Source organism: Rhodococcus tukisamuensis NBRC 100609 (assembly GCF_001894985.1).
Lineage (GTDB): Bacteria > Actinomycetota > Actinomycetes > Mycobacteriales > Mycobacteriaceae > Rhodococcus_G > Rhodococcus_G tukisamuensis.
The window spans coordinates 1-22,133 of the sequence record NZ_BCXG01000011.1 but is presented as its reverse complement, the minus strand read 5'-3'; the positions used below and the strand labels follow the sequence as shown (position 1 = coordinate 22,133).

Annotated in this window: 19 protein-coding genes; 11 read left to right on the top strand and 8 right to left on the bottom strand. The window is 67.2% G+C overall.

Annotated features, from left to right (window positions below; translation table 11 throughout):
- Positions 1-371: 371 nt before the first annotated feature.
- Together RT2_RS13680 and RT2_RS13675 are read left to right on the top strand one after the other, a co-directional pair.
- Positions 372-1,739, top strand: a complete 1,368-nt coding sequence (locus tag RT2_RS13680) for a glycosyltransferase family 4 protein (protein ID WP_072845346.1) — start codon at positions 372-374, stop codon at positions 1,737-1,739.
- 50 nt (positions 1,740-1,789) lie between these two features.
- Positions 1,790-3,109, top strand: a complete 1,320-nt coding sequence (locus tag RT2_RS13675) for a UDP-glucose dehydrogenase family protein (protein ID WP_072845345.1) — start codon at positions 1,790-1,792, stop codon at positions 3,107-3,109.
- Here the strand turns inward: RT2_RS13675 and RT2_RS13670 are convergent.
- Complete coding sequence (locus RT2_RS13670) at positions 3,030-4,193, bottom strand: class I SAM-dependent methyltransferase (protein ID WP_092776314.1); 1,164 nt, start codon at positions 4,191-4,193, stop codon at positions 3,030-3,032. The genes RT2_RS13675 and RT2_RS13670 overlap by 80 nt on opposite strands.
- Positions 4,194-4,252: 59 nt before the next feature.
- Between RT2_RS13670 and rfbC the strand changes: the two genes are divergently transcribed.
- Positions 4,253-4,795: a dTDP-4-dehydrorhamnose 3,5-epimerase gene (gene rfbC, locus RT2_RS13665; protein ID WP_072845416.1), complete on the top strand. Its 543-nt coding sequence runs from the start codon at positions 4,253-4,255 to the stop codon at positions 4,793-4,795.
- A 44-nt stretch (positions 4,796-4,839) separates the two neighbouring features.
- On the opposite strand, the gene RT2_RS13660 is transcribed toward rfbC, so the two are convergent.
- Genes RT2_RS13660 through RT2_RS13645 form a run of 4 tightly spaced genes read right to left on the bottom strand, consistent with a single transcriptional unit; the run spans position 4,840 to position 8,593 of the window.
- Complete coding sequence (locus RT2_RS13660) at positions 4,840-5,877, bottom strand: NAD-dependent epimerase/dehydratase family protein (RefSeq protein WP_072845343.1); 1,038 nt, start codon at positions 5,875-5,877, stop codon at positions 4,840-4,842.
- A 1-nt stretch (position 5,878) separates the two neighbouring features.
- The gene (locus RT2_RS13655) at positions 5,879-6,529 is read right to left on the bottom strand and encodes a PIG-L deacetylase family protein (protein WP_072845342.1); all 651 of its coding nucleotides are present in this window, start codon (positions 6,527-6,529) and stop codon (positions 5,879-5,881) included.
- Positions 6,526-7,320, bottom strand: coding sequence for a glycosyltransferase family protein (locus tag RT2_RS13650; RefSeq protein ID WP_072845341.1), 795 nt, complete (start codon positions 7,318-7,320; stop codon positions 6,526-6,528). Before RT2_RS13650 ends, RT2_RS13655 begins: the two co-directional genes overlap by 4 nt.
- Positions 7,321-7,366: 46 nt before the next feature.
- Entirely contained in the window at positions 7,367-8,593 is a 1,227-nt protein-coding gene (locus RT2_RS13645; protein ID WP_072845340.1) for a class I SAM-dependent methyltransferase, read from the bottom strand.
- A 283-nt stretch (positions 8,594-8,876) separates the two neighbouring features.
- On the opposite strand from RT2_RS13645, the gene RT2_RS13640 reads away from it, so the two are divergent.
- The 6 genes from RT2_RS13640 (at position 8,877) to RT2_RS13615 (ending at position 16,269) form a co-directional block, all read left to right on the top strand.
- Positions 8,877-9,353 carry a GyrI-like domain-containing protein gene (locus tag RT2_RS13640; protein ID WP_072845339.1) on the top strand — a complete coding sequence of 159 codons (477 nt, stop codon included), beginning with the start codon at positions 8,877-8,879 and terminating at the stop codon, positions 9,351-9,353.
- 85 nt (positions 9,354-9,438) lie between these two features.
- Positions 9,439-9,768, top strand: a complete 330-nt coding sequence (locus RT2_RS13635) for a hypothetical protein (RefSeq protein WP_245709471.1) — start codon at positions 9,439-9,441, stop codon at positions 9,766-9,768.
- A 162-nt stretch (positions 9,769-9,930) separates the two neighbouring features.
- Positions 9,931-10,569, top strand: coding sequence for a hypothetical protein (locus tag RT2_RS13630; RefSeq protein ID WP_139191245.1), 639 nt, complete (start codon positions 9,931-9,933; stop codon positions 10,567-10,569).
- Positions 10,570-10,580: 11 nt separating this feature from the next.
- Positions 10,581-12,707, top strand: coding sequence for an Rv1355c family protein (locus tag RT2_RS13625; protein ID WP_072845337.1), 2,127 nt, complete (start codon positions 10,581-10,583; stop codon positions 12,705-12,707).
- A gap of 9 nt (positions 12,708-12,716) precedes the next feature.
- The gene (locus RT2_RS13620; protein ID WP_072845336.1) at positions 12,717-14,567 is read left to right on the top strand and encodes a putative bifunctional diguanylate cyclase/phosphodiesterase; all 1,851 of its coding nucleotides are present in this window, start codon (positions 12,717-12,719) and stop codon (positions 14,565-14,567) included.
- A 277-nt stretch (positions 14,568-14,844) separates the two neighbouring features.
- On the top strand, positions 14,845-16,269 hold the full coding sequence (locus RT2_RS13615; protein ID WP_072845335.1) for a sugar transferase: 1,425 nt from the start codon (positions 14,845-14,847) through the stop codon (positions 16,267-16,269).
- Here RT2_RS13615 and efeB read toward each other — a convergent pair.
- From efeB to efeU, 3 genes are read right to left on the bottom strand one after another with little or no spacing between them, the layout of a single operon-like run.
- Positions 16,263-17,612 (bottom strand): iron uptake transporter deferrochelatase/peroxidase subunit, encoded by a 1,350-nt coding sequence (gene efeB / locus RT2_RS13610; protein ID WP_072845334.1) that lies wholly within the window; start codon positions 17,610-17,612, stop codon positions 16,263-16,265. The genes RT2_RS13615 and efeB overlap by 7 nt on opposite strands.
- Positions 17,593-18,723, bottom strand: coding sequence for an iron uptake system protein EfeO (gene efeO / locus RT2_RS13605; RefSeq protein ID WP_072845333.1), 1,131 nt, complete (start codon positions 18,721-18,723; stop codon positions 17,593-17,595). The genes efeB and efeO overlap by 20 nt, the downstream gene beginning before the upstream one ends.
- 16 nt (positions 18,724-18,739) lie before the next feature.
- A complete protein-coding gene (gene efeU, locus RT2_RS13600) occupies positions 18,740-19,639 on the bottom strand; it encodes an iron uptake transporter permease EfeU (protein WP_072845332.1) in 900 nt (299 codons plus the stop codon).
- A gap of 185 nt (positions 19,640-19,824) precedes the next feature.
- Here efeU and RT2_RS13595 point away from each other — a divergent pair, with 185 nt between their 5' ends.
- Positions 19,825-20,568, top strand: coding sequence for a lytic transglycosylase domain-containing protein (locus RT2_RS13595; protein WP_245709477.1), 744 nt, complete (start codon positions 19,825-19,827; stop codon positions 20,566-20,568).
- A gap of 102 nt (positions 20,569-20,670) precedes the next feature.
- Positions 20,671-21,966 (top strand): phosphopyruvate hydratase, encoded by a 1,296-nt coding sequence (eno, locus tag RT2_RS13590; protein ID WP_072845330.1) that lies wholly within the window; start codon positions 20,671-20,673, stop codon positions 21,964-21,966.
- Positions 21,967-22,133: the final 167 nt, after the last annotated feature.

The window sequence follows — 22,133 nt, the reverse complement described above, 5'->3', positions numbered from 1 at the left end:
TCAATGTCCCGACGGTCGAGGGCTCACCTCGGAGCGTGAGGTCGATGTCGTCGTTCGGCAGAGTCTTTGTCCACCAAGATCATTCGAAGAACAAGCCGTGTCGCGCAACCGCGGAGGTCGGCAGCGAGTCCCGTGATGTCGTGCGAACTGTTGTATGTGACAACCACGACTGACACATCCGCGCGCTCGTCCGCAGAGACGAATTGACCGGTGTCAGCGCGCACGACTCGGCCCGGCCCCGCGGACGCCCGTCACGTCACACATGGGGTTGAGCATAGACCGCAATTTCGCCGGTGGTGGTCCGCATTTTCCGATAGATTGAGCCTCACCAACAGGCGTGATCTTGTGTGCGCGCCAACGGAGGTTCAGGCATGGACACTCGACGTGTTCTCATCATCGTCCAGAACTTGCCGGTGCCCCTCGACCGCCGAGTGTGGTTGGAGTGCAACGCCCTCACCGCCCAGGGATACATTGTGACGGTGATCTGCCCGAAGGGGCCCGGTGACCCTGGGTACGAGGTCGTCGACGGCGTGGCGATCTACAAGTACCCGCCGGCCCCGGAAGCCAGGGGACTGTTCGGATACGCGCTCGAGTTCGTCTGGTCGTGGCTGCGGACGGCGATCCTGTCGGTACGAGTGCGCAGGGAGCGCGGCTTCGACGTCATCCAGGCCTGCAATCCACCCGACACCTACTGGCTGCTCGCGTGGCTGTGGCGCACCCGGTCGGTGCGGTTCGTCTTCGACCATCACGACCTGAATCCCGAGTTGTTCGTCTCGAGGTTCGGCGAACCGCGAACGCTGGCGCAGCGGATGCAGTACCGAGGCCTGTTGTGGCTGGAGCGGATGACCATGCGGGTGGCTGACCAGGTCATCTCCACCAACTGCTCCTACCAGGGCATTGCGGAGTCCCGGGGACATTGCTCTCCGGAGTCGGTGACCGTGGTGCGCAGTGGGCCCGACACCCGCGTGATGCGCCCGATCTACCCGGATCCAGACATCCGAGCCGGGGCCGAGCACCTGCTGGTGTATCTCGGCATCATGGGGCCGCAGGACGGGGTCGAGATCGTGCTCGACGTCGCCGACGAGTTGGTTCGTCGGCGAGGTAGGGAGGGGATCCGGGTGGTGCTCATGGGATTCGGAGACTGCCTGCAGGCTCTCCGCGCGCGGTGCACGGAACTCGGGCTCGACGACGTCGTGCACTTCACCGGCCGAGTCGGTCCACCGACGATCGCGCAATACCTCAGCGCCGCCGACGTCGGCGTCGGACCCGACCAGAAGACTCCGCTCAACGACGTGTCGACGATGAACAAGACGATGGAGTACATGGCGTACGCACTGCCGTCGGTGTCCTTCGACCTCGTCGAGACCCGACGGTCCGCGGGTGATGCGGGTATCCTCGTTCCCTCCGGCGATCTCGACGCCTTCGCGACCGCGGTCGAACGCCTGCTGGACGACGCCCCGCTGCGGACCAGGCTCGGGGCGGCGGCGCGCCGGCGGGCGGTCAGTCAACTGGATTGGCGGCCACAGGCCCAGGCGTACGTCGGCGTCTTCGACGAACTGTTTGGTAGGGACGGCGCGCGCAGGCTGTCCGCATGGCCGTTCACGGCGAGTTCCGACGACGGTGTCGACAGCATCGATTCGCCGCAGTACGTCGATCTCGACGACGAGGCCGAGCTTCGACGGTTCATCGTCGAGCGGACGCGGCGGCCGCGAACCGATGAGCTTCCGTCGAAAAGTTAGGTCACACAACGTACTTGTACTGATTCGTATCGCATCGGAAACGAGGATCCATGCGTATCGCAGTAATCGGGACTGGCTACCTCGGCACGACCCATGCCGCCTGCCTGGCCGAACTCGGGCACGAGGTCCTCGGCCTCGACGTGTCCGCCGACAAGGTCGCCAAACTCGAGTCCGGCGAGGTGCCCTTCTACGAACCGGGTCTCGAGCGGGTTCTGCGGCGCAATCTTGCGGCCGGAACACTGCGATTCACCTCGGACTATGGGGAGGCCGCGCGGTTCGCGCAGACCTACTTCCTCACGGTCGGAACGCCGCAGAAGAAGGGCGAGTACGCCGCCGACCTGGGGTTCGTCGACGCCGCAATCGACACGCTGGCGCCGCTGCTCACCTCTCCCGCCGTCATTTTCGGCAAGTCCACGGTTCCGGTCGGTACCGCTGCGCGACTGGGCACTCGCGCTCGCGCGCTGGCTCCCGCCGGAGACGACGTTGACGTCGCCTGGAACCCGGAGTTCCTGCGCGAGGGATATGCGGTCAACGACACCGTCCACCCCGACCGAATCGTCATCGGTGTGGATCGTGACCGGCCGGGCCGCGCCGTAGCGGTCGCCCGCGAGATCTACGCGGACCCGATCGACCAGGAAATACCGTTCCTGGTGACCGATCTGGCGACTGCCGAGCTTGTCAAGAGTTCCGCCAACGCGTTCCTCGCGACCAAGATCTCGTTCATCAATGCGATAGCCGAAGTCTGCGAGGTGACCGGGGCAGACGTCACGGTGTTGGCCGATGCAATCGGATACGACGCCCGGATCGGCAGGCGCTTCCTGAGTGCGGGCGCCGGTTTCGGGGGCGGATGTCTGCCCAAGGACATTCGGGCGTTCATGGCGCGGGCCGGCGAGCTGGGCGCGAACGAAGCTCTGACCTTCCTGCGTGAGGTCGACAACATCAACATGCGCCGCCGCACCCGGCTGGTGGAGTTGGCGCGGGAGGCCTGCGGTTCGTTCCTCGGCGCGCGGGTCGCGGTGCTGGGAGCCGCGTTCAAGCCCGACTCCGACGACGTCCGCGATTCTCCCGCACTGAACGTCGCAGGCCAGATTCAGCTGCAGGGCGCCGCGGTGAACGTGTACGACCCTAAGGCGATGGACAATTCGCGTGCGTTGTTCCCCACGCTGAGCTACACGACGTCCGCGGCCGAGGCATGCGAGGGTGCCGACGTTGTGCTCCTGTTGACGGAATGGCAGGAGTTCCGCGAACTCGAGCCGAGCGATCTCGGTGCCGTCGTCCGAGGGAAATGGATCATCGACGGACGCAACTGCCTGGACCCTCGACAATGGCGTGATTCCGGCTGGACCTACCGAGGTCTGGGCAGGCCCTGAGGTCCTCGTCCAGCACCCAACGTCCCGCCAGCGTCGGAAATTGACGCCGCACCTCCGGGAGTAGATCGGGGACCGTGAGCAGAACTCGGTCGGGGTCGGCCGCGAGGAGTTGCACGGGGGAGATGATCGGGATGTCGGTTCCCGGCATACGTCGTCCGAGTTTGGACACTGAGGAGTCGGCGACCCCGGGAAGGAGATGGCGGTCGATCTCGGCGCGATGCAGCAGTGCCACCGCGCGGGACGCTGCACCGTATGCGTAGACCCGCTGGTTGCGCCCGGCCATCGATTCGAGCCAGTGGCGTAACGACACGGCATGTCGGTCCGCCGCGCGCTGTAATCGGCCGACCTCCCCGCACACGTCCACTCCCAGGGCGCTCTCGTCGTCGAGGATCCGTCGAAGCGTCGCGGAAGGGCTCGGTCCTGGCCCGTGTCGTGCCGCGACGAGGACGGTGCCCCCGTACAGATCGAATTCCCACGCGTTCGCGACGTGCATTCCCGCGTCCAAGAGGATCCGGCGCAGAGAAGTCAGCGAGTAGTACGCGAAGTGGCCGTGCCGCAGTGCGTTCCACTGGCCGCGTTCGACGATTGTTGCCAGCGAATGGAACTGGAGCAGCAACACGCCTGCGCCCGACGTGGTGCGGGCGCGTAGCCGAAATGCGGACCGCTGGTCCGGGTCGTGCATGATTCCGAAGCAGTCGAGCACCAGCGACGCCGGTTCGTCGCACGTGGGTGGACGGTATCCGCGCTCGGCAAGGAGCGGGAGCCAGCTGCCGCCGTGCGGGCTGCCGAACTCGAGCACTGTGTCACCGCGCAGCCATCCCGCTTCGTCCAGGGTGTGAATCGCCGTGGCTGCTTGGTCTTTCAAGGCCTGTGGCTCGACACCGCGCGGCTCCTGCGTCATCGTGTCGTCCTCGGCCAGTTGGGCGAGACCACAGTCCCGGCACAGTTCCATGGCTAGGGGGTGGCATGCCTCGTCAGGCGCCACGTGCGTGGATGCGAGCGGGAAGTGATCCGCGGCCGGTACTCGACCGAGGTCGAGTACCCGGTCGGTGGCGGTGGATCCGCAGCCTCGGCATTGCATCACGTTCCTCCGATCTCGCCGGATCGGTGGAATCGAGGGCCGTGGGCGAGCAGGATGGGCGTATGCACGTCGAAAAGGCCGAGCTTGCAGACGTCCTGGTGTTTCGCCCTGAGCCGTTCCGGGACGACCGAGGGCTGTTCACTCGCACGTTCGATGCGCGGGTAGGCGAGCAGGTCGGGGTCCAGGCTGCGGCCTTCATTCAGGATTCGCAGTCTCGCTCGATGCTCGGCGTTATCCGTGGAATGCATGGACGGTCGGGGCGTGGTGAGGCCAAGTTGGTGCGCTGCGCGAACGGGGCGGTGCACGACGTGCTGGTGGACATCCGCCGAGAGTCGCCGACCTTCGGCGCGCAGCAGGCCTTCATGCTCGACGACGTCGAGTTCCGGCACCTGTACGTCCCGCCGGGGTTCCTTCACGGTTTCCAAGCACTGACCCCGACCGCGGACGTCTGCTATCGGATTGACCGGCCGCACGACCCCGCCGAGGACGTTGCCGTTGCCTACGACGACCCGGATCTCGGCATCGACTGGCCGCTGCCGGTCACTCTTGTCAGCGGGAGGGACGCCCGTGCCGGTTGTTGGTCGGACCTTCTTGCGACACTTTGACACTGGCACGTCGCTGACCTCAGCCACGGCGAGCGACGCTGACCTCAGCCATGGCGAGCGCCGACGGTCTGGAATCGGAGTGATTGGTCGACAAGCCCTGATGTCCTAAGTTTTTCGAGGTGGGCAAGTCGGACGAATCGCCGGGTGAAGTCTGCTTCGGTCAAGCCGGCGGCCAGGTACTCCCGGCAGAGTTCGGCGGCCCCGTCCGGGATGCTCCACGCCGCCTCGAAGCCCAGCGCGCGGCGGATGGCCGAGAAGTCCACCCGGTACGAACGCAGGTCAGATCCGCTCTCCCCGGTGATCAGCAGTCGTGACCCCGGCACCACGTCGACCACGGCTGCGGCGATCTGCGCGACGGTGAGGTTGTTTGCCTCCGTGCCGACGTTGAACGCCGAGCAGTGCACAGCGTCGACCGGCGCGACCAGCGCTCGGGCAAACGCCGACGCGATGTCGCGCGCGTGCACCAGCGGGCGCCACGGCGTCCCGTCGGAGAGCACCCGAACCTCGCCTGTGAGTACGGCATGCCCGACGAGATTGTTCAGCACGATATCCGCACGCAGTCGTGGTGAGAAGCCGAAAGCGGTTGCGTTGCGCAGGAACACAGGGGAGAAGTCGGAGTCGGCGAAGGTCGCGACGTCGTCCTCGACCCGGACCTTGCTCTCCGCGTACGGCGTCAACGGGCGCAGCGGCGCGCTCTCGGTGACGAGGTCCTCGCCCCCCGCGCCGTACACGGAACAGGTGGACGCGTACAGGAAGCGCCGGACGCCGGCATGTTTGGCGAGTCGGGCGAGGCGAACGGACGCATGGTGGTTGATGTCGTAGGTGATCCGGGGCGCGAGGGCCCCGAGCGGATCGTTCGACAGCGCCGCCAGGTGGATCACGGCGTCGAACCCCGACAGCTGGCTCTCGCTGACATCACGGATGTCGACCTCGATGCCCAGAGGGTCGGCGGGTGCCGACCCGAGAATGCAGTCGGCGAACAGCCCGGAGTCGAGTCCGACCACGTCGTGGCCGGCCGTGCGCAGAACCGGGACCATGACGGTGCCGAGGTAGCCCTGGTGACCGGTGACGAGAACCCTCATGTCACACCCCTCCGAATCGGATCATCGACTTTTCCATCACGAACGCCTCGGCGAGCGTTCGATGGCACTGCACCCCGCGCAGGCGGGCGAGGCCGAGGAAGGCGCTCTCGTCGAACCAGTCGTGCTCGGCCTGTGACGGGTAGTGCTTGAGCAGGACACGGGCCTTCTCCTCCGCGACCTTCTTGGTGAGTGGGTGGAACACCGTCGGCCGGGGTGTGTCCGATTCCCACTTGAGGATCTCGTACCCCAGTACGAGGTGGTCGCGGAAGACCGTCGGTACCAGCTCCGCGAGCAGCCGATGGTCCTGGTGCGCATCACCGCGTTGTGGCGCGAAGACCACATCGGGGGCGACCTCCTTCCGGAACAGTTCGAGCGCACTCTTGATCGGACCCCAGTACTCGGGTGCGTGCCCGTCGGGGACGTCAAGGACGGTGAGTTCGAGATCCGCGTCCGGGCACAACGCCGCAAGTGCGTGGCGCTCCTCGATCTCGCGTCCCGAATCTTCCCCGGACAGCACGAATGCGCGGACCCGTAGGTGCGGGATCGTGGTGGCAAGGGTCAACAGGGTGCCGCCGACACCGATGGCGATGTCGTCGCAGTGGGCCCCGAGGACGGCCACCTCGACGATGCTGGCGGGGTGCAGGTCGATCATGGCTGTGGGACGGGTTGTGAGTGGTCCCAGACCGTCCACGGGTGGTTGCCGTGGGCGTAGCTGTCGTCGAGTTCGGCGCGCTCCTTGAAGGTGTCCGCGGGTTTCCAGAAGCCCTCGTGCCGGTAGCCGAACAACCGGCCCTGACCGGCGAGGGGTTGGCACACGTCCGCCACCAGATCGCCGCCCGGCGGCAGCAGGTCGAAGATCTCCTGGCTGAGCACGAAGTATCCGCCGTTCTCCCAGATCGGGAACTGGCTGATCGGGGTGATCTCCTTGATCTCGCCGTTGTCGGCGACGTCGACGCAGTGGAACGAGGACTGCGGCGGGACGACCAGGATCGACGCCGCGGCACCCGATTCGTGGAACTTCTCGACGACTCGATCGAGCGGGGCGTCGGTGAGGACGTCCGCGTAGTTGGCGAGGAAATATGGGTCCCCGTTCAGATGCCGGCGGACCCGGCGCAACCGTTCGCCGATGGCGGATTCGAGGCCGGTGTCGACGAATGTGATCGACCAGTCGCTGATGTCGGTGTGCAGCAACTCGACTCGGTCGTTGTGGAGCACGAAGTCGTTGGACTGCTCCTCGTGGTAGTCGAGGAAGAACTCCTTGATCTTGGCGGCTCCGTACCCGAGGCACAGGATGAACTCGGTGTGGCCGAAATGGGCGTAGTACCGCATGATGTGCCACAGCAGCGGGCGGGGACCGACCATTTGCATGGGTTTGGGTATTTCGTCACTGCGGTCGTTGCGCATGCGCATCCCGTATCCGCCGCAGAACAGAACGACTTTCATGCTGGTCCCCTCCCGGTGAGCTCGTGGATGTCGGCGGTCGCGTCGGCTACAGCGCGGCCGGGTGCAGGCGAGGGAGCGGGAACATGAGCTCGCCGCCCCACTCGGTGATGAATCGGAGCTGTTCAGTGAGTTCCGGCTCGAGGTTCCACGGCAGCGCGAGTACGACGTCCGGGCGGTCCTTGGCGATCTGTTCGGGTTCGAGGATCGGGATCCGCGTACCCGGGGTGAATCGGCCGTGCTTGTAGGGGTTCCGGTCCACCGTGTACCCGAGCAGGTCGGTGCGGATTCCGCAGTAGTTCAGCAGGGTGTTGCCCTTGCCCGGCGCCCCGTACCCGACCACGGTCTTGCCGTGGGATCGGCACTCGAGGAGGAATCTCAAGAGGTCGTGGCGGACGGACTCCGCCAGCGGCGCGAGCCGGAGGTAGCCGTCGACATCGTGCAACCCAGCCTGCTGCTCGGCTCGGAGAACCTCGCGTACCCGAGCGCTCGGCGCAGCACCGAACGAATCGGGCCGAGCCCAGATCCTGATCGACCCCCCGTGCGTCAGGAGCAATTCGACGTCGACGACCGCAAGTCCGGCGGTGGCGAGGGCCCGAGCGGCGGAAAGCAATGTGTAGTACTGGAAGTGCTCGTGATACACGGTGTCGAACTGGCCGAGATCGACCAGGTTCAGCGCGTGGTGGACCTCGATGCTGAGCCAGCCGTCGTCGGCCAGCAGGGCGCGGAGCGACTGGGTGAAGCCGAGGAGATCCGGGATGTGTGCGTACACGTTGTTCGCCACCACGAGATCGGCCGGCCCGTGTTCGGCACGGATCGCGACCGCCAGGTCCTGGTCGAGAAACGCGGTCCGGGTCGGCACCCGCCGGTCGCGGGCCGCCGCCCCGACGTTCACTGACGGTTCGATCCCCAGGCAGGGGATTCCGGCCTGGACGACATGCTGGAGCAGGTACCCGTCGTTGCTGGCCACCTCCACCACGAGGGAGTTGCTGTCGAGGGACAGTCGGCGTACTGCTTCGTCCACGAATTGGCGAGCGTGCTCGACCCAGGTGTCCGAGTAGGACGAGAAGTATGCGTACTCGGTGAAGGTGTCTTCCGGTGTGATCAGCGCCGGAATCTGCAACAGCAGGCAGTCCGTGCAGAGGCGCAGGTGCAGCGGGTATGTGGGCTCGGGGTCGTCGAGCTCGGCGGCGGTGAGAAACCGCTCGCACGGCGGCGTCGCGCCGAGGTCGAGGACGCTCAGGAGGCGGTCCGAGTCGCACAGTCTGCACCGCATTGGCCTGTCTTCCCCTCGTCCGAACCTTCGGCTGGTGGGCTCCGTCAAACTAACCACACTTCAGGCCCGCTTTCAAGGTCAATTAAGTACTTGAAGTTTGTTTGACCTGGCCTTTCTGCTGATTGAGTTGGTAACTGAAAGCATTCGGTGGAACCGGGATTTTGGCATTCAGTTATGTCACCCCAGTGGTGCGAATACCCGGTTATGGTGGATCTGCTGTGACCGGATCGGGAGCTGTCGCGAGCCGTGGGGAAACCCGTTCCGGGGAGGGAGCGTGGTTGAAATGCGGTCAGGGGAGATTGAGTTCGTCGAACTCGACGAAACCTTCGTGGGGGGCCTGCCGGTGCGAAGTCCCAAGCGTCCGTTGGGGATGCTGCGGGATCCGAACCTCGAGCGAGCCTGGTCCGCGGTCCTCGGGCAGAACCCGCCGGGACCGCTGGCATCCATCTACACCGATCATGCCGCCGAGGCCGGATCGTTCTACACCCAGGTCGTGGGCTACCGGTGCGAGTCGATCGGGGACGTGATGCGTGGCCATGTCATGGCCAGGGTTCCGGGCGGACGGTACGCGCGGTTCTTTTCGACTGGAGAATTTCCCGACGTCGTGAGCAACCTGTGGCAGCAGGTGCGCGAGGCGGAGGACGCGGGGCAACTCGACCGCGCATTCACCGGCGCCTTCGAGTGCTATCCGCACGCGTACCGCATCGATCTCTACATCGCGGTCGGCTCACTGTCTCGGAGCAATTGTCATGGGCTTTGAGATCGTCAAATGCAGCGTGGTCGACGTCGGAGGACTGGTCTTGCCGAATGTGGATGCAGGATCGGGGGAGCGGTCGGGAGGGCTGATGGAGTTCACCCGTGAACGCATCCTGGAACGGGGTGTGGCGGAGATCGTGACGGTGTACACCCCGAACACGGAGGGCGACTCGATTGCGGTCGTCGGGTACCGGTGCGATGGTCCCGAGCATCTTGCGGAGGGGGACGTGATGGTGCGGGTGCAGGCCGGGTACTTCGCGCGGTTCGTTCCGGACGGACCTGTCGATGATCCGATCGAAGATGTGTGGAAACAGGCGGAGGTCGCGGCACAGGAAGGGAAGATCGACCGTGCCTTCGCCGAGGAAATCGAGATCACCCGCGCGCCGAGCGGGGTCGAACTCTTCATCTCGCTGACCTAGGGCGCACGCTCCGCGGATGGTCGGGTTTCCGGTTCAAGACCGAACTCGAACATTCCGAAGTTGGAGGCAGTGATGACCCGTGCACTTTCAAGTGTGATCTGTGGGGCCGAGGAGAAAATCGAAAAGACCAGCGTGTGGGACCCGCGGTCGGAATACCGATTTGTGGCGGCGCGGCCAGACGAGGAACCCGAACTGTGGTCGGAATACCTGGCCGGGGCGCTCGAGAGTTACACCAAACATGGGGTGCTCGAGGCGCTGCAGTACGAGCAGCTCCGCGACGGCAGGTCGACCACCTTGTTCTTCGTCGCGGTGGGACCGGACGGTTCGGTGAGCGGCGGGATGCGGGCACAGGGGCCGCACGCGCGGGTGGAGCAGGTCCACGCGATCAGCGAATGGGCCGGCAGGCCGGGGGAATCCGAGCTGCGAGCGATGGTCGCCGACCGGCTCCCGTTCGGCGTGGTCGAGATGAAAACTGCATGGGTCGCAGACGGCGCCGCGCACCGCAAGGAGCTCACCCGATCGCTCGCCGATGTCATCGTGTGGGGACTCGAATTGCTCGACGTCCAGTTCGTGTTGGGAACTGCGGCCGATCACGTGCTGAAGTTGTGGTCCTCGTCAGGAGGCGAGGTCAGCAGCCGCATTCCGTCGACCCCGTACCCGGACGAGCGCTATCGCACGCGGGTGATGTGGTGGGATCGGCGCAAGCTGCCCGTCGGCCCGGATGCGCACCGACTCGCGAGGCCGGGGACCGCGGCGCACGCGGGCCGTGACGACCTCGTCGAGTTGGGTCGTTCGGTGTGACTCGGCGAGTCGTGACTGATCCATCGGGACGACACACGGCGACGTTGTTCGACGAGCGACGGGCAGAGGACGCGCAGGCTGTGGCCGAACTTCGAGCTCGTCCGGACTGTCTCGTGTACGACACGATCGACGCGCAGCGGTCCAGCTTGCGTGCGTTGGTGCCGTCGGTGGCGCCGGCCTTGGCCGACGAGGCGCCGAGTTGGGCATACTACCCGTGGCGCCGGGCGCTGGTCCACGTTCTCGGGCCGATGTCGTTCCGGCGGTTGCGGCTCGACCGCAACCGAAACAAGATCACCGACCACGAGCAGCAATGCCTTGCCTCGCTCGAGGTCGGCGTGGTGGGCCTCAGTGTCGGTCACGCAGTGGCCGTGGCACTGGCACTCGAGAGTGCCTGCGGTGCAATGCGTCTTGCCGACTTCGACACCCTCGATCTGTCCAATCTCAACCGGGTTCCGGCCAGCGTGTTCGATCTCGGTGTGAACAAGGCGGTCGTGGCCGCCCACCGGATCTCGGAGATCGACCCGTACCTGAGGGTTTCGGCGTGGCCCGAGGGAGTCACCGAAGACACCATCGGCAGCTTCCTGGAGGGGCTCGATCTCGTTGTCGAGGAGTGTGATTCGCTGGACATGAAGGTGTTGGTGCGAGAGGAGGCGCGCCGCCGGGGAATTCCGGTCTTGATGGAGACCAGCGATCGTGGACTGCTCGACGTCGAGAGGTTCGACCTCGAGCCGGACCGGCCGCTGTTCCACGGGCTTCTCGGTGAGGTCTCCAGTCGATCGTTGGCCGGCCTGACGTCGAAGGAGAAGTTGCCGGCGGTATTGGGGATTCTCGGTGCAGACGAGTTGTCTCCGCGGTTGGGGGCTTCGCTGGTGGAGATCGACACCACGATCTCCACCTGGCCCCAACTCGGCGGCGACGTCCTGCTCGGCGGTGCCAGCGTGGCAACAGCGGTCCGGCGGTTCGGGACCGGTCGGGCGCTGCCGTCCGGTCGAGTGCGCATCGACTTGGAGGCGGCTCTCGACGGTCTGGCATCGCCGGCTCCCCAGGTCGATGTCGACCGCACGGATGAGGTGTCGGTCGGCTGCACTACGCAGAGCGCCGCGAATGCGGTCGTCCGCGCCGCGTATGCGGCGCCGTCGGGAGGCAACGCTCAGCCATGGCGAGTGACTGTAGGCGCGGACGATCTTCGGATCTACCTGGATCCGGACCGCACGTCGGCGATGGACGTCCAGTTCCGCGGCAGTTTCGTCGCGCTCGGAGCGGCGTTCTACAACGCGCGTGTCGCGGCCGCCGCCCACCGCATACTGGGGCCGGTCGAGGTGTTCGGCGACGGTGATCCAGTCTCGGACGGTGCGGTGCCGGTGGTGACGATGACGTTCGGCGCCGGCGCAGACGAAGACCTCGCGAGCCGCTACGAGCGGATGCTCGGCCGCGTCACCAACCGCAGGACGGGTGCGGTGCGGCAGGTCGATCCCGAGACGATCGGGGTGCTCGAGGCCTCGGCACGGGACGAAGGGGCGCGCCTTGCGGTTCTCACCGACCGGGGTGACCTCGCTCGTGCGGCCGAGCTGCTCGCCGCGTCCGATCGCGTTCGATTCCTGACTCCTCGATTGCATCGCGAAATGATGGGCGAGGTGCGCTGGGTTGGCGAGGACGTCAGCACCGGCATCGACGTCCGCTCGCTCGAGTTCGGCGCAACGGATCTCGCGGCGCTGAGCATCGTTCGCAGGGGCGATGTCACCGCGCAGCTTGCCGAGTGGCGGCTGGGTAGCGGTCTCGGGGATGCGACGCGTGATCGAGTCAATTCCAGCTCGGCTCTCGCGGCAGTGGTCATCAGTGGAATCCGGCACATCGACTACTTCCGTGGGGGGGTGGCGCTGGAGAACGTGTGGATCACATCCGAGGACGAGGGATTCGCAGTGCAGCCGGTGTCGCCGGTATTCCTGTACGGCGTACACGAGTGTGATCTCGAGGAGCTGGCTCCACAGCACACCGGTGAGCTGGCCGAATGTCGGCAGGCCTTGCTCGATCTCTTCGGTGTCGCCGACCAGGAGGCTCTCGCGCTCGTCCTGCGTCTGAGCCACGCGCCTCCGCCGTCGGTTCGCAGCCGCCGTCGATCGTTCCGAGTCGAAAGCTGAGGTCTTCCCGTGAAACCACGAACGCTCGAGGAACTCGTCACCTCGGTTGCCTCCCTGCTGACCGCAACTCAGGCAGAGACATGGGTGGCAAGTGCCGAGCAGGTGCTGCACGAGGTCGTCGACTACTTCGGGCTCGATGTCTGCTTCCTGCGTCGAAACGACCACGAGATCGGAGCGACGGTCTTGGTCGCCGAGTGGCCACGACGCGAGAACAAGCCCGATCCAGATCCGCTTGACATCGTATATTTTGCCGATGCCGGCCCGGAGTTCGCGAGCGCGGAAAATCTCAAGGACGTCATCCTCGCCCGTCCGGGAGGAAGCAGCACCGCGTACCAGGATCGCGTTGGGCGGGCATCGGGCGTCCTTGCCGCGTCAATGGTGGCGGTGCCACTGCTCTCCGGCGAGGTGACGACCGGGACACTGGGGTTCGTCAAGTTCGGCGACCGGGAATGGAGCACGGCGGAAATCAACGTGCTCAAGGCAATTGCCGCGCTGCTCACCCAGGTCCAGGAACGGGTGCGCGCGGAAAACAGTCTGCACTACTGGGCCGACCACGACGAGCTGACCGGGCTGGCCAACCGACACTCACTGCTCGACCAGCTCAACGGTCGGATGGCGCCGGGAAGCCCGGGGCCGGTGGCGATTCTGTTCCTCGACCTGGACCGTCTCAAGTCTCTCAACGACTTCCTCGGTCACTCCGCTGGTGACCGGTTCATCGTCGAGATCGGTGCGCGCCTCACCGGTCGATGTGCACCCGACGCTCTGGTGGCACGACTGGGTGGGGACGAATTCGTCGTCGTGCTCGGTGAGGGAGTGGGCTTGGACGATGCTCGCCACGAGGCCGAGCGGATCAGTGAGTTCGTCAACGAATGGGTGTTGCTCGGTAACGTCACCTTCAGCCGCAGTGCGAGTATCGGGATCGCGGTGGGGATGCCCGGTGACTGCACCGCCGCCGACCTGCTGTGGCAGGCGGACCAGGCCGTCATTGGGGCGAAAGCGCAGGGCGGCAATGCGATTGTCGCGTTCACAGAGGACATGCGCGAAGAGATCGAGATCCGGAACATCATCGAGCTCAGTCTCAGGTCGTCGATCACGGACGACTGGCTCCACCTCGTCTACCAACCGGAGGTCGATCTTCGTACCGGTGAGATCCTTGCGGTCGAAGCGCTCGTGCGGTGGGACCACCCGGTCCTGGGGTTACTGCTGCCGCAGTCGTTCATTTCGGTTGCCGAGTCGACCAATCTGGCGGGTGAGCTGGGGGCCTGGGTGTTGGGTAGGGCGTGCCGCGAGTACGCCCAGTGGCGGGCCCGGATCCCCGGGCTGGACGTCACCCTGAGGGTGAACGTGTCGCCCGCACAGTTGGTGGGTCTCGAATTCCTCGACATCGTCGCGCGGATTCTCGAGGAGAACGGGGTCGACGGTGGCCATGTGTGCCTGGAGATCACAGAGAACGTGGTGGTCGGCGACCTGGACCGAACGCGAGTGGTTCTGCAGGGGCTCGCCGACCTCGGTGTGCGGGTGGCGATCGACGACTTCGGGACGGGGTACAGCTCGTTGGCTCAGCTCAAGCAGCTGCGGTTCGACGTGCTCAAGATCGACCGTGAGTTCGTGCGTGATCTCGGGAACAGCCCGAGTGGTCGTGCGATTGTCGAGTCAATTGTCGGACTGGCGAAATCGTTTGACCTCGATCTCGTTGCCGAGGGTGTGGAGACGGAGGTTGCCGCGCGCGCGCTGCTCGAGCTGGGCTGTCACCGAGCGCAGGGTTACCTGTTCAGCCGGCCGGTTTCCGCGGAGCGATGCGGCGAACTTCTCCGTGCGGGTCGAATTCGGGTGGGGGACCCGCAACCCTCGCGGGCATAGCGGCAGGCGAGCGCGGGGTTTGGTAGTGGTGGTCAAATAGGAGTGCGTGCACAGACTTGAGTGATCTAACCAACTTGAGGTATGTTTTTGGTCTGTTCGCCGGGGCGGCGGAATACCAAAAAGTTGGACATTCCAGATGTGCGAATGCGATACGCGAGGCGGTGTAGGGGCAAACGCCGCGCCGATGCAGGATCCGGTACGGGTGGTCTGCCCGGTATGCGGACGGCCGATCGACGCCCCCGCGGAACGGCACGGAGCCTGGGGTGTTCCGATACCGATGCCGGCGCCCCCACGCCCCAGCTGGGAATCTCGTTACGGACGGGTGGCCCTGGGCATCGACATGGCGAGCCTGCTGGCGGCAGACGTCTTCGTGTCGGCCGTCTACCACGACGTTTCCGTACTCGACCTCCGGGCCAATCTCGCTGTTGCGCTGGCAGTTCCGCTGTTGGCGCTGTTTGCCCTTGCGCTCAATCACGCCTGGGACCCGAGGATCCTCGGCTGTGGACCCGAAGAGTTCCGCCGGGTCGCAACTGCCTACGTGACGGTGATCGCCGTGATGGCGGTGGTCGGATACGCCGTCGAGACGGCGGGCGGGCATTCGTGGGTGTTCGGCGCCCTGCCCCTCGCCGCTGCGGGGTCGGTGGTCGGCCGATACCTGCTGCGCAAGTGGCTCCACCGGCGTCGTAGATCGGGTGCGTACCTGCGGTCGGTGGTCGCGGCCGGCGACGAGGCGGCGGTACGGGACCTGATCCACCGAACCAGGGGGGCCTCCCACACGGGGTGGAACGTCGAGGCGGTCTGCCTCGCGGGTGCCGCCCCGTCCGGGGAACTGCCGCTCGACGTCGACGGGGTCCCTATTGTCGGCACCGAACGGGACATCGTCGGGATCGTGGCCCTGCGGGGCTTCGACGCCGTCGCGATCCTCCCGTCGATCGGGTGGTCGCAGTCGCGCACCCAGCGGCTTGCGTGGGATCTCGAGGGTACCGGCGCGGATCTGCTGATCGCGCCCGCGCTCATGGACATCGTCGGTCCGCGACTTCACATCAGCCCGGTGGCCGGCACACCGCTGCTGCAGTTGAGCGCGCCGCGCTTCACCGGACCCGCCTGGGTGGTCAAGTCCGTGCTGGACCGTGTGCTCGCGCTCGCGTTGCTGGTCGCGATGTCGCCGCTGCTGATCGCGGTGGGCTGTGCGGTTCGCCTGACCAGTCCCGGTCCCGCGTTCTACCGGCAGACGCGGGTGGGTCGCGCCGGGACGACGTTCGAGATGATCAAGTTCCGCAGCATGGTTCGCGACGCGGATACCAGGCTGGCCGAATTTTCCTCCGTGAACGAGGGGTCCGGCGTCTTGTTCAAGATCAAGGACGATCCGCGGGTGACGCGCGTGGGTCACTTCATCCGGCGGTACTCGATCGACGAACTGCCGCAGCTGCTGAACGTCGTTGCCGGTCACATGTCGCTGGTCGGCCCCAGGCCGCCGCTGATCGCCGAGGTCGAGAAGTACGACGACGGCGGTGTGCGTCGGCGAATGCTCGTCAAGCCCGGACTGACGGGTCTGTGGCAGATCAGCGGGCGCAGCGACCTCTCCTGGGAGGAGTCGGTACGGATTGACCTGCGTTACGTGGAGAACTGGTCGATGACCCTCGACATCATGATCCTGTGGAAGACCGCGGGGGCCGTGTTGCGCTCCGACGGAGCCTACTGACCGGGAGTCCCCGCTTCGCGGTCGTCCACGGACGGGCCGGCGTCCCCGAACAGCGTCGAGCCCCAGTACCCGGCGTCGCCGACTCCCGGTGGCACCGCGAACACCGCCGACCCGACGTGCTTGATGTACTCGTTCAGCGCGTCGTTGCGGGCCAGGCTCTGCTGCATCGGGACGAACTGGGTCTGCGGGTCCCGGCAGTACGCGATGAAGAACAGCCCCGCGTCCAGGTGGCCGAAGCCGTCCGAGCCGTCGGTGAAGTTGTAGCCCCGGCGCAGGATCTGGATGCCTCCCAGCTCCTCCGCGGACGCCAGCCGCACGTGCGAGTCCGTGTCGATGACCGGCTTGCCGCCGGCGCCCTTGGCCTCGAGCTCGAGCGGGTCGAACTCGTCGCGGCCCCCGAGCGGGGCACCGCTGCCCTTGCTGCGCCCGATCACCCGTTCCTGCTCGTGCAGCACGGTCCGGTCCCACGGCTCGATCAGCATCCGGATCCGCCGGGCCACCAGGTAGGAGCCGCCGGCCATCCAGGCCTGGTCGTCGATCGGGGCCGCCCACACGAACTCGGAGACCGCCGCCGGGTCCTCGGCCTTGATGTTGCGGGTTCCGTCCTTGAACCCGAACAGGTTTCGCGGCGTCGATTGGGAGGTGGAGGTCGAGGAGGTGCGACCGAAGCCGAGTTGCGACCACTTCACCGCGACCGTGCCGAAGCCGACGCGGGCCAGGTTCCGGATGGCATGCACGGCCACCTGCGGGTCGTCCGCGCAGGCCTGGATGCAGATGTCCCCGCCACTGCGCGCCGGGTCGAGGGCGTCGCCAGTGAACTTGGGCAGGTCGGTCAGCCGTTGCGGGCGAAGGCCGGCGATGCCGAAGCGGTCCTTGCCGTCGGCACCGACGAACAGCGACGGGCCGAAGCCGATGGTGAGCGTCAGCCGGCAGGCGTCGAGGTCGAGGGCCTCGCCGGTGTCGTCCGGTGGGCGGTACTCGCCCGCGTCGACGGCGCCGCCCTCGGTGGCCTGCTTGCCGGCCGTCATCCGCTCGGCCATCGCCGTCCACTTCCGCAGCAGCGCCACCAGCTCTTCGCGTGAGTCGGTGGTCACGTCGAAGGCCGCGAAGTGCATGCGGTCCTGAACGGGCGTGACGATGCCCGCCTGGACGGCGCCGCGGAAGGGGACCACGTCGTCGTAACCGGATGTGGGATCGGGTGCGGTCAGCCGCCCGGCCACGGCGCCGGCGCCGACTGCGACAGCGCCGGCCCCGGCGGCGCCGAACAGTCGGCGGCGGGAGATACCTTTTCGCGCAACGGGTTCGGCGTGACCGTTGTCCTGGTTACTGTCCTGCGACGACACCCTGCACCTGGCTCACTTCGGCGGACAATGCGTCGATCTGGTGGGAGAGCGCCTGCCGCTGCGGTTCGGTGACGGTGCCGTAGAGGACGAACCCGTCGCCGAGGCGGTACTGGGCGAGGGCGGCGTCCAGCTCAGCGAAGCGCTGGTCGACCCTGGCCGCGAGTGCGGGGTTGCGCTCGTCGAGGATGGGGCGGACCGAGGCGATCGCGGCCTGCGAGCCGTCCACGTTGGCCTGGAAGTCCCACAGGTCGGTGCCGGAGAAGATGTCCTCCTCGCCCGTGATCTTGGTGCGGGAGATCTCGTCGAGCAGGGTCTGCGCGCCGCCCGCGACCTGGATGGGGTCGACGGTGAAGTCATCGGCACCGATGCCGTCGGAGAGTTCCTTCAGGTCCGTGAGCAGCTGGTCGGCCATCGCATTGGTGTCCGGCTGCAGGCCGCTCACCCACAGGTCCTTCTCCAGGCGGTGGAAGCCGGTCCAGCGCTGGCCGGGCTCGACGTCCACCTCGCGCAGGTCCAGACGCGGGTCGAGGTCGTCGGGGAACGACTCCGCGATCGGTTCGATCCGCTCGTAGTAGGTCCGCGTGGTCGGGTACTGGGCCTTGGCCGCCTCGATGTCCCCCGCCTTGATCGCCGCGACGAAGCCGGCGGCGGTCTCCTGCAGCGCCGCGACCTGGCCGGTGACGTACCGCTTGTAGTTCGCCGCGGCGTCGGCGAGCTGGCCGGTCTCGTCGGTGGGGGTGGTCGAGTCGCCGGTGACGGTGAACTCGGCGCGGATGCCGTCGCCGACCATGCCCGGCTTGCAGGCCGTGTGGTACGTGCCGGCCGAGGCCAGGTTGACGATCAGCCTGCGGGTCAGGCCCGGTCCGACGTTCTCGACCTCGCCCATCACCCGGTCGCCGTCGCCGTAGACGTAGAACTCGGTGACCTTCGAGCCGTTGTTGGTGATCTCGAAGGTGGTGTTGCCGGTCTCGGCGGTGTGCGCGGCGACGTCGCAGGTGGTGTCCGTCGCGGTGACGGCGATCGCGTCGCTGGACCCGGCCTTCGAGGTGCAGGCGGCGAGGGCCAGCGGTGTGAGGGCCAGCAGGGCGAGGGCGATGGTGGAACGACGCACGATCGGTGCCTTTCGGTCAGACGGGAAGTTCGGAGGTCTTGTCGTCGCCGGCGGGGGCCGGGGCCGCGGGCTTGGGCGCGAGTGGCCGCAGGAACAGCGCCAGCACGACCACCACGTAGGTCGCCCAGGCGAGCACCTGCAGCAGGGTCGGGTCGGGGCGGAGGTTGAAGATGCCCTGCAGCGCAACGGCGTACCAGCTGGAGGTGTCGAAGCCGGCGGAGACGTCGAACGCGAGGGTGGACCGGCCGGGCAGCCAGCCGGCGATCTGCAGCGCTCGGACGCCGTAGGCCAGGATGCCGGCGGCGACCACGATCAGGAAGACGCCGGTGTAGCGGAAGAACTTCGTGAAGTTGATGCGCACCGCGCCGACGTAGAGCAGCACCGTCAGCAGGGCGGCCACCGCGATGCCGAGCAGCAACCCGACCAGCGGCCAGGTGCTGCCCGCAGAGTTCTCGGCGTAGCCGACCAGCAGCAGCGCGGTCTCGACGCCCTCGCGCCCGACGGCGAAGAACGCCATCGCGGCGACCGCGAACGGGCCGACGGCGAGGGCCCGGGCGAGGTCCGCCTTCAGGTGCCCGGAGATGGAGGCCGCGGCCTTGCGCATCCACAGCACCATCGCGGTCACGATCACGACGGCGACCAGGGAGGCGATGCCGCTGATCAGTTCGGCGGCCGTGCCGGTGACGGTGGAGGTGCCGAAGTGGATGGCGCCGAACAGGATCACGACCATGGCGACGGCCGCGCCGACGCCGACCCACACCCACTTCAGGGCGTCGCGGCGATCGGACTTGACCAGGAAGGCGACCAGGATCATCACGACGATGCCGGTCTCGAGTCCCTCGCGGACCCCGATCAGGCCGCTGCCGAACAGTTGCGTCGCAATGCCCGGGGTACCGCCGGCGGCGAGGACGTGCACGGCTGCTCCTGGAGGGTGGTGTCGGTCGCGGTGGTAGGCAAGGCGAACCTTAGCTCGCCCGAAAACCCTACACCCCCGCAGAATGGCGAAACTCCGTACTGAACAGCGCTTTTGTTCGTCTTTACCTTGCGTGCGGGGTGGGTGCGCGGGCAGTGGGCCGCCCGGGGTGCCCACGACTGTGGATGATGGAGCGAGTGAACTCACGGAAGAGGCGGGCCGTCGGGTGGGCGGCGCTGGTGACCGTCGCGGGGGTGACACTGGCCGGTTGCGGCGGCGCGCCCCGGGTTGCGATCCCGGAGGGCATCCCGCCCGGACCCGGTGCGGCGCTCCCGGCGATCGACGTCGACGCCCCCGGCCGTGCCGCCGAGCAGCTGCGCGGCTGGGCCGAGGAGCAGCCCGACGCCCTCGGCATCGGCACGCTGGCACTCGAGGCGTACGGGTACGCCGCCGCGGTGATGGCGCAGTCGCGGCCCGACTGCGGGATCGGCTGGACCACCGTCGCCGGTATCGCCGGGGTGGAGAGCCGACACGGCACCTACCGAGGGTCGAGCGTCGCGCCGGACGGGACGGTGAGCCCGCCGATCCGCGGGATCCCGCTCGACGGCGGACCGGGCGTGGCGGAGATCCCGGACACCGACGGCGGGGCCCGCGACGGCGACGCGGTGCACGACCGCGCGATGGGGCCGCTGCAGTTCATCCCCGAGACCTGGCAACGCTGGGGAGTGGACGCCAACGGCGACGGCGTGGTCGACCCCGACAACATCGACGACGCCGCGCTGACCGCGGCCCGGTACCTCTGCGCCCGGGGCGGGGACCTGACCACCGCGGACGGGTGGCAGCGGGCACTGATGGCCTACAACCTGTCCGGCGAGTACCTGTCGGACGTACGCGACCGGGCCGCCGCGTACTCGGTCGGCACCCGCCCGTGACCGCGCGCAACCGCCTGATCCGGCCGGTTGCTGCGGTTAGGCTCAGACCTGGCACTATTGAGCAAAATCGTCAACAACGAAGCCGCCAAAAGGAGACCATCCGTGGCCATCATTGAGCAGGTCGGAGCTCGCGAGATCCTCGATTCCCGGGGCAACCCCACGGTGGAGGTCGAGGTGCTGCTCGACGACGGCAGCTTCGCGCGCGCCGCGGTGCCGTCGGGCGCCTCCACCGGCGAGCACGAGGCCGTCGAGCTGCGCGACGGCGGAGCTCGCTACGGCGGCAAGGGCGTCGAGAAGGCGGTCGAGGCCGTGCTCGGCGAGATTGCGCCCGCCATCATCGGGCTGGACGCCACCGAACAGCGTGTCGTCGACCAGGCCCTGCTGGACCTGGACGGCACCCGGGACAAGTCGCGCCTCGGCGCCAACGCGCTGCTGGGTGCGTCGCTCGCGGTCGCCCGCGCCGGCGCCGAGTCCTCCGGGCTGGACCTGTACCGCTACGTCGGCGGCCCGAACGCGCACATCCTGCCGGTCCCGATGATGAACATCCTCAACGGTGGCGCGCATGCCGACACCGGTGTCGACGTCCAGGAGTTCATGGTCGCGCCGATCGGCGCCGCCACCTTCAAGGAGTCGCTGCGCTGGGGCACCGAGGTGTACCACTCGCTCAAGGCCGTGCTCAAGGCCAAGGGCCTGTCCACCGGCCTCGGTGACGAGGGCGGTTTCGCCCCCGACGTCGCGGGCACCAAGGAAGCGCTCGACCTGATCATCGAGGCCATTGCCAAGACGGGCCTGAACCTGGGCACCGACGTCGCGCTGGCGCTCGACGTCGCGGCCACGGAGTTCTACACCAAGGGCACCGGCTACAAGTTCGAGGGCAAGGTCCGCACCGCCGCCGAGATGTCGGCCTTCTACGCCGAGCTGATCGCCGCATACCCGCTGGTCTCGATCGAGGACCCGCTGGACGAGGACGACTGGGAGGGCTGGGTCGCGCTCACCGAGCAGATCGGCGACAAGGTGCAGCTGGTCGGCGACGACCTGTTCGTCACCAACCCGGAGCGCCTCGAGGACGGCATCGTCAAGGGCGCCGCGAACGCGCTGCTGGTCAAGGTGAACCAGATCGGCACGCTGACCGAGACCCTCGACGCCGTCGACCTCGCGCACCGCAGCGGCTACAAGACGATGATGAGCCACCGTTCCGGCGAGACCGAGGACACCACCATCGCGGACCTCGCGGTCGCCGTCGGCAGCGGCCAGATCAAGACCGGCGCGCCGGCACGTAGCGAGCGCGTCGCGAAGTACAACCAGCTGCTGCGCATCGAGGAGAACCTCGGCGACGCCGCCCGTTACGCGGGCGAGCTGGCGTTCCCGCGCTTCTCCTTCGACGGCTCGGCGAACTGAGCGCAGACGAAGGAATCCGGTTGTGAGCCAACGCGGTAGGTCACGTCCGGGCAACAGCCCGGGTGGTCGGGATCCCCGTCGTGAACGCGACGGGGCGGGGGCGCGGCGTCCGTCGCGCGCCCGCCCGGCGGGACCTGCCGCGTCGGCCGGCCGCGGCGCCGCCGACG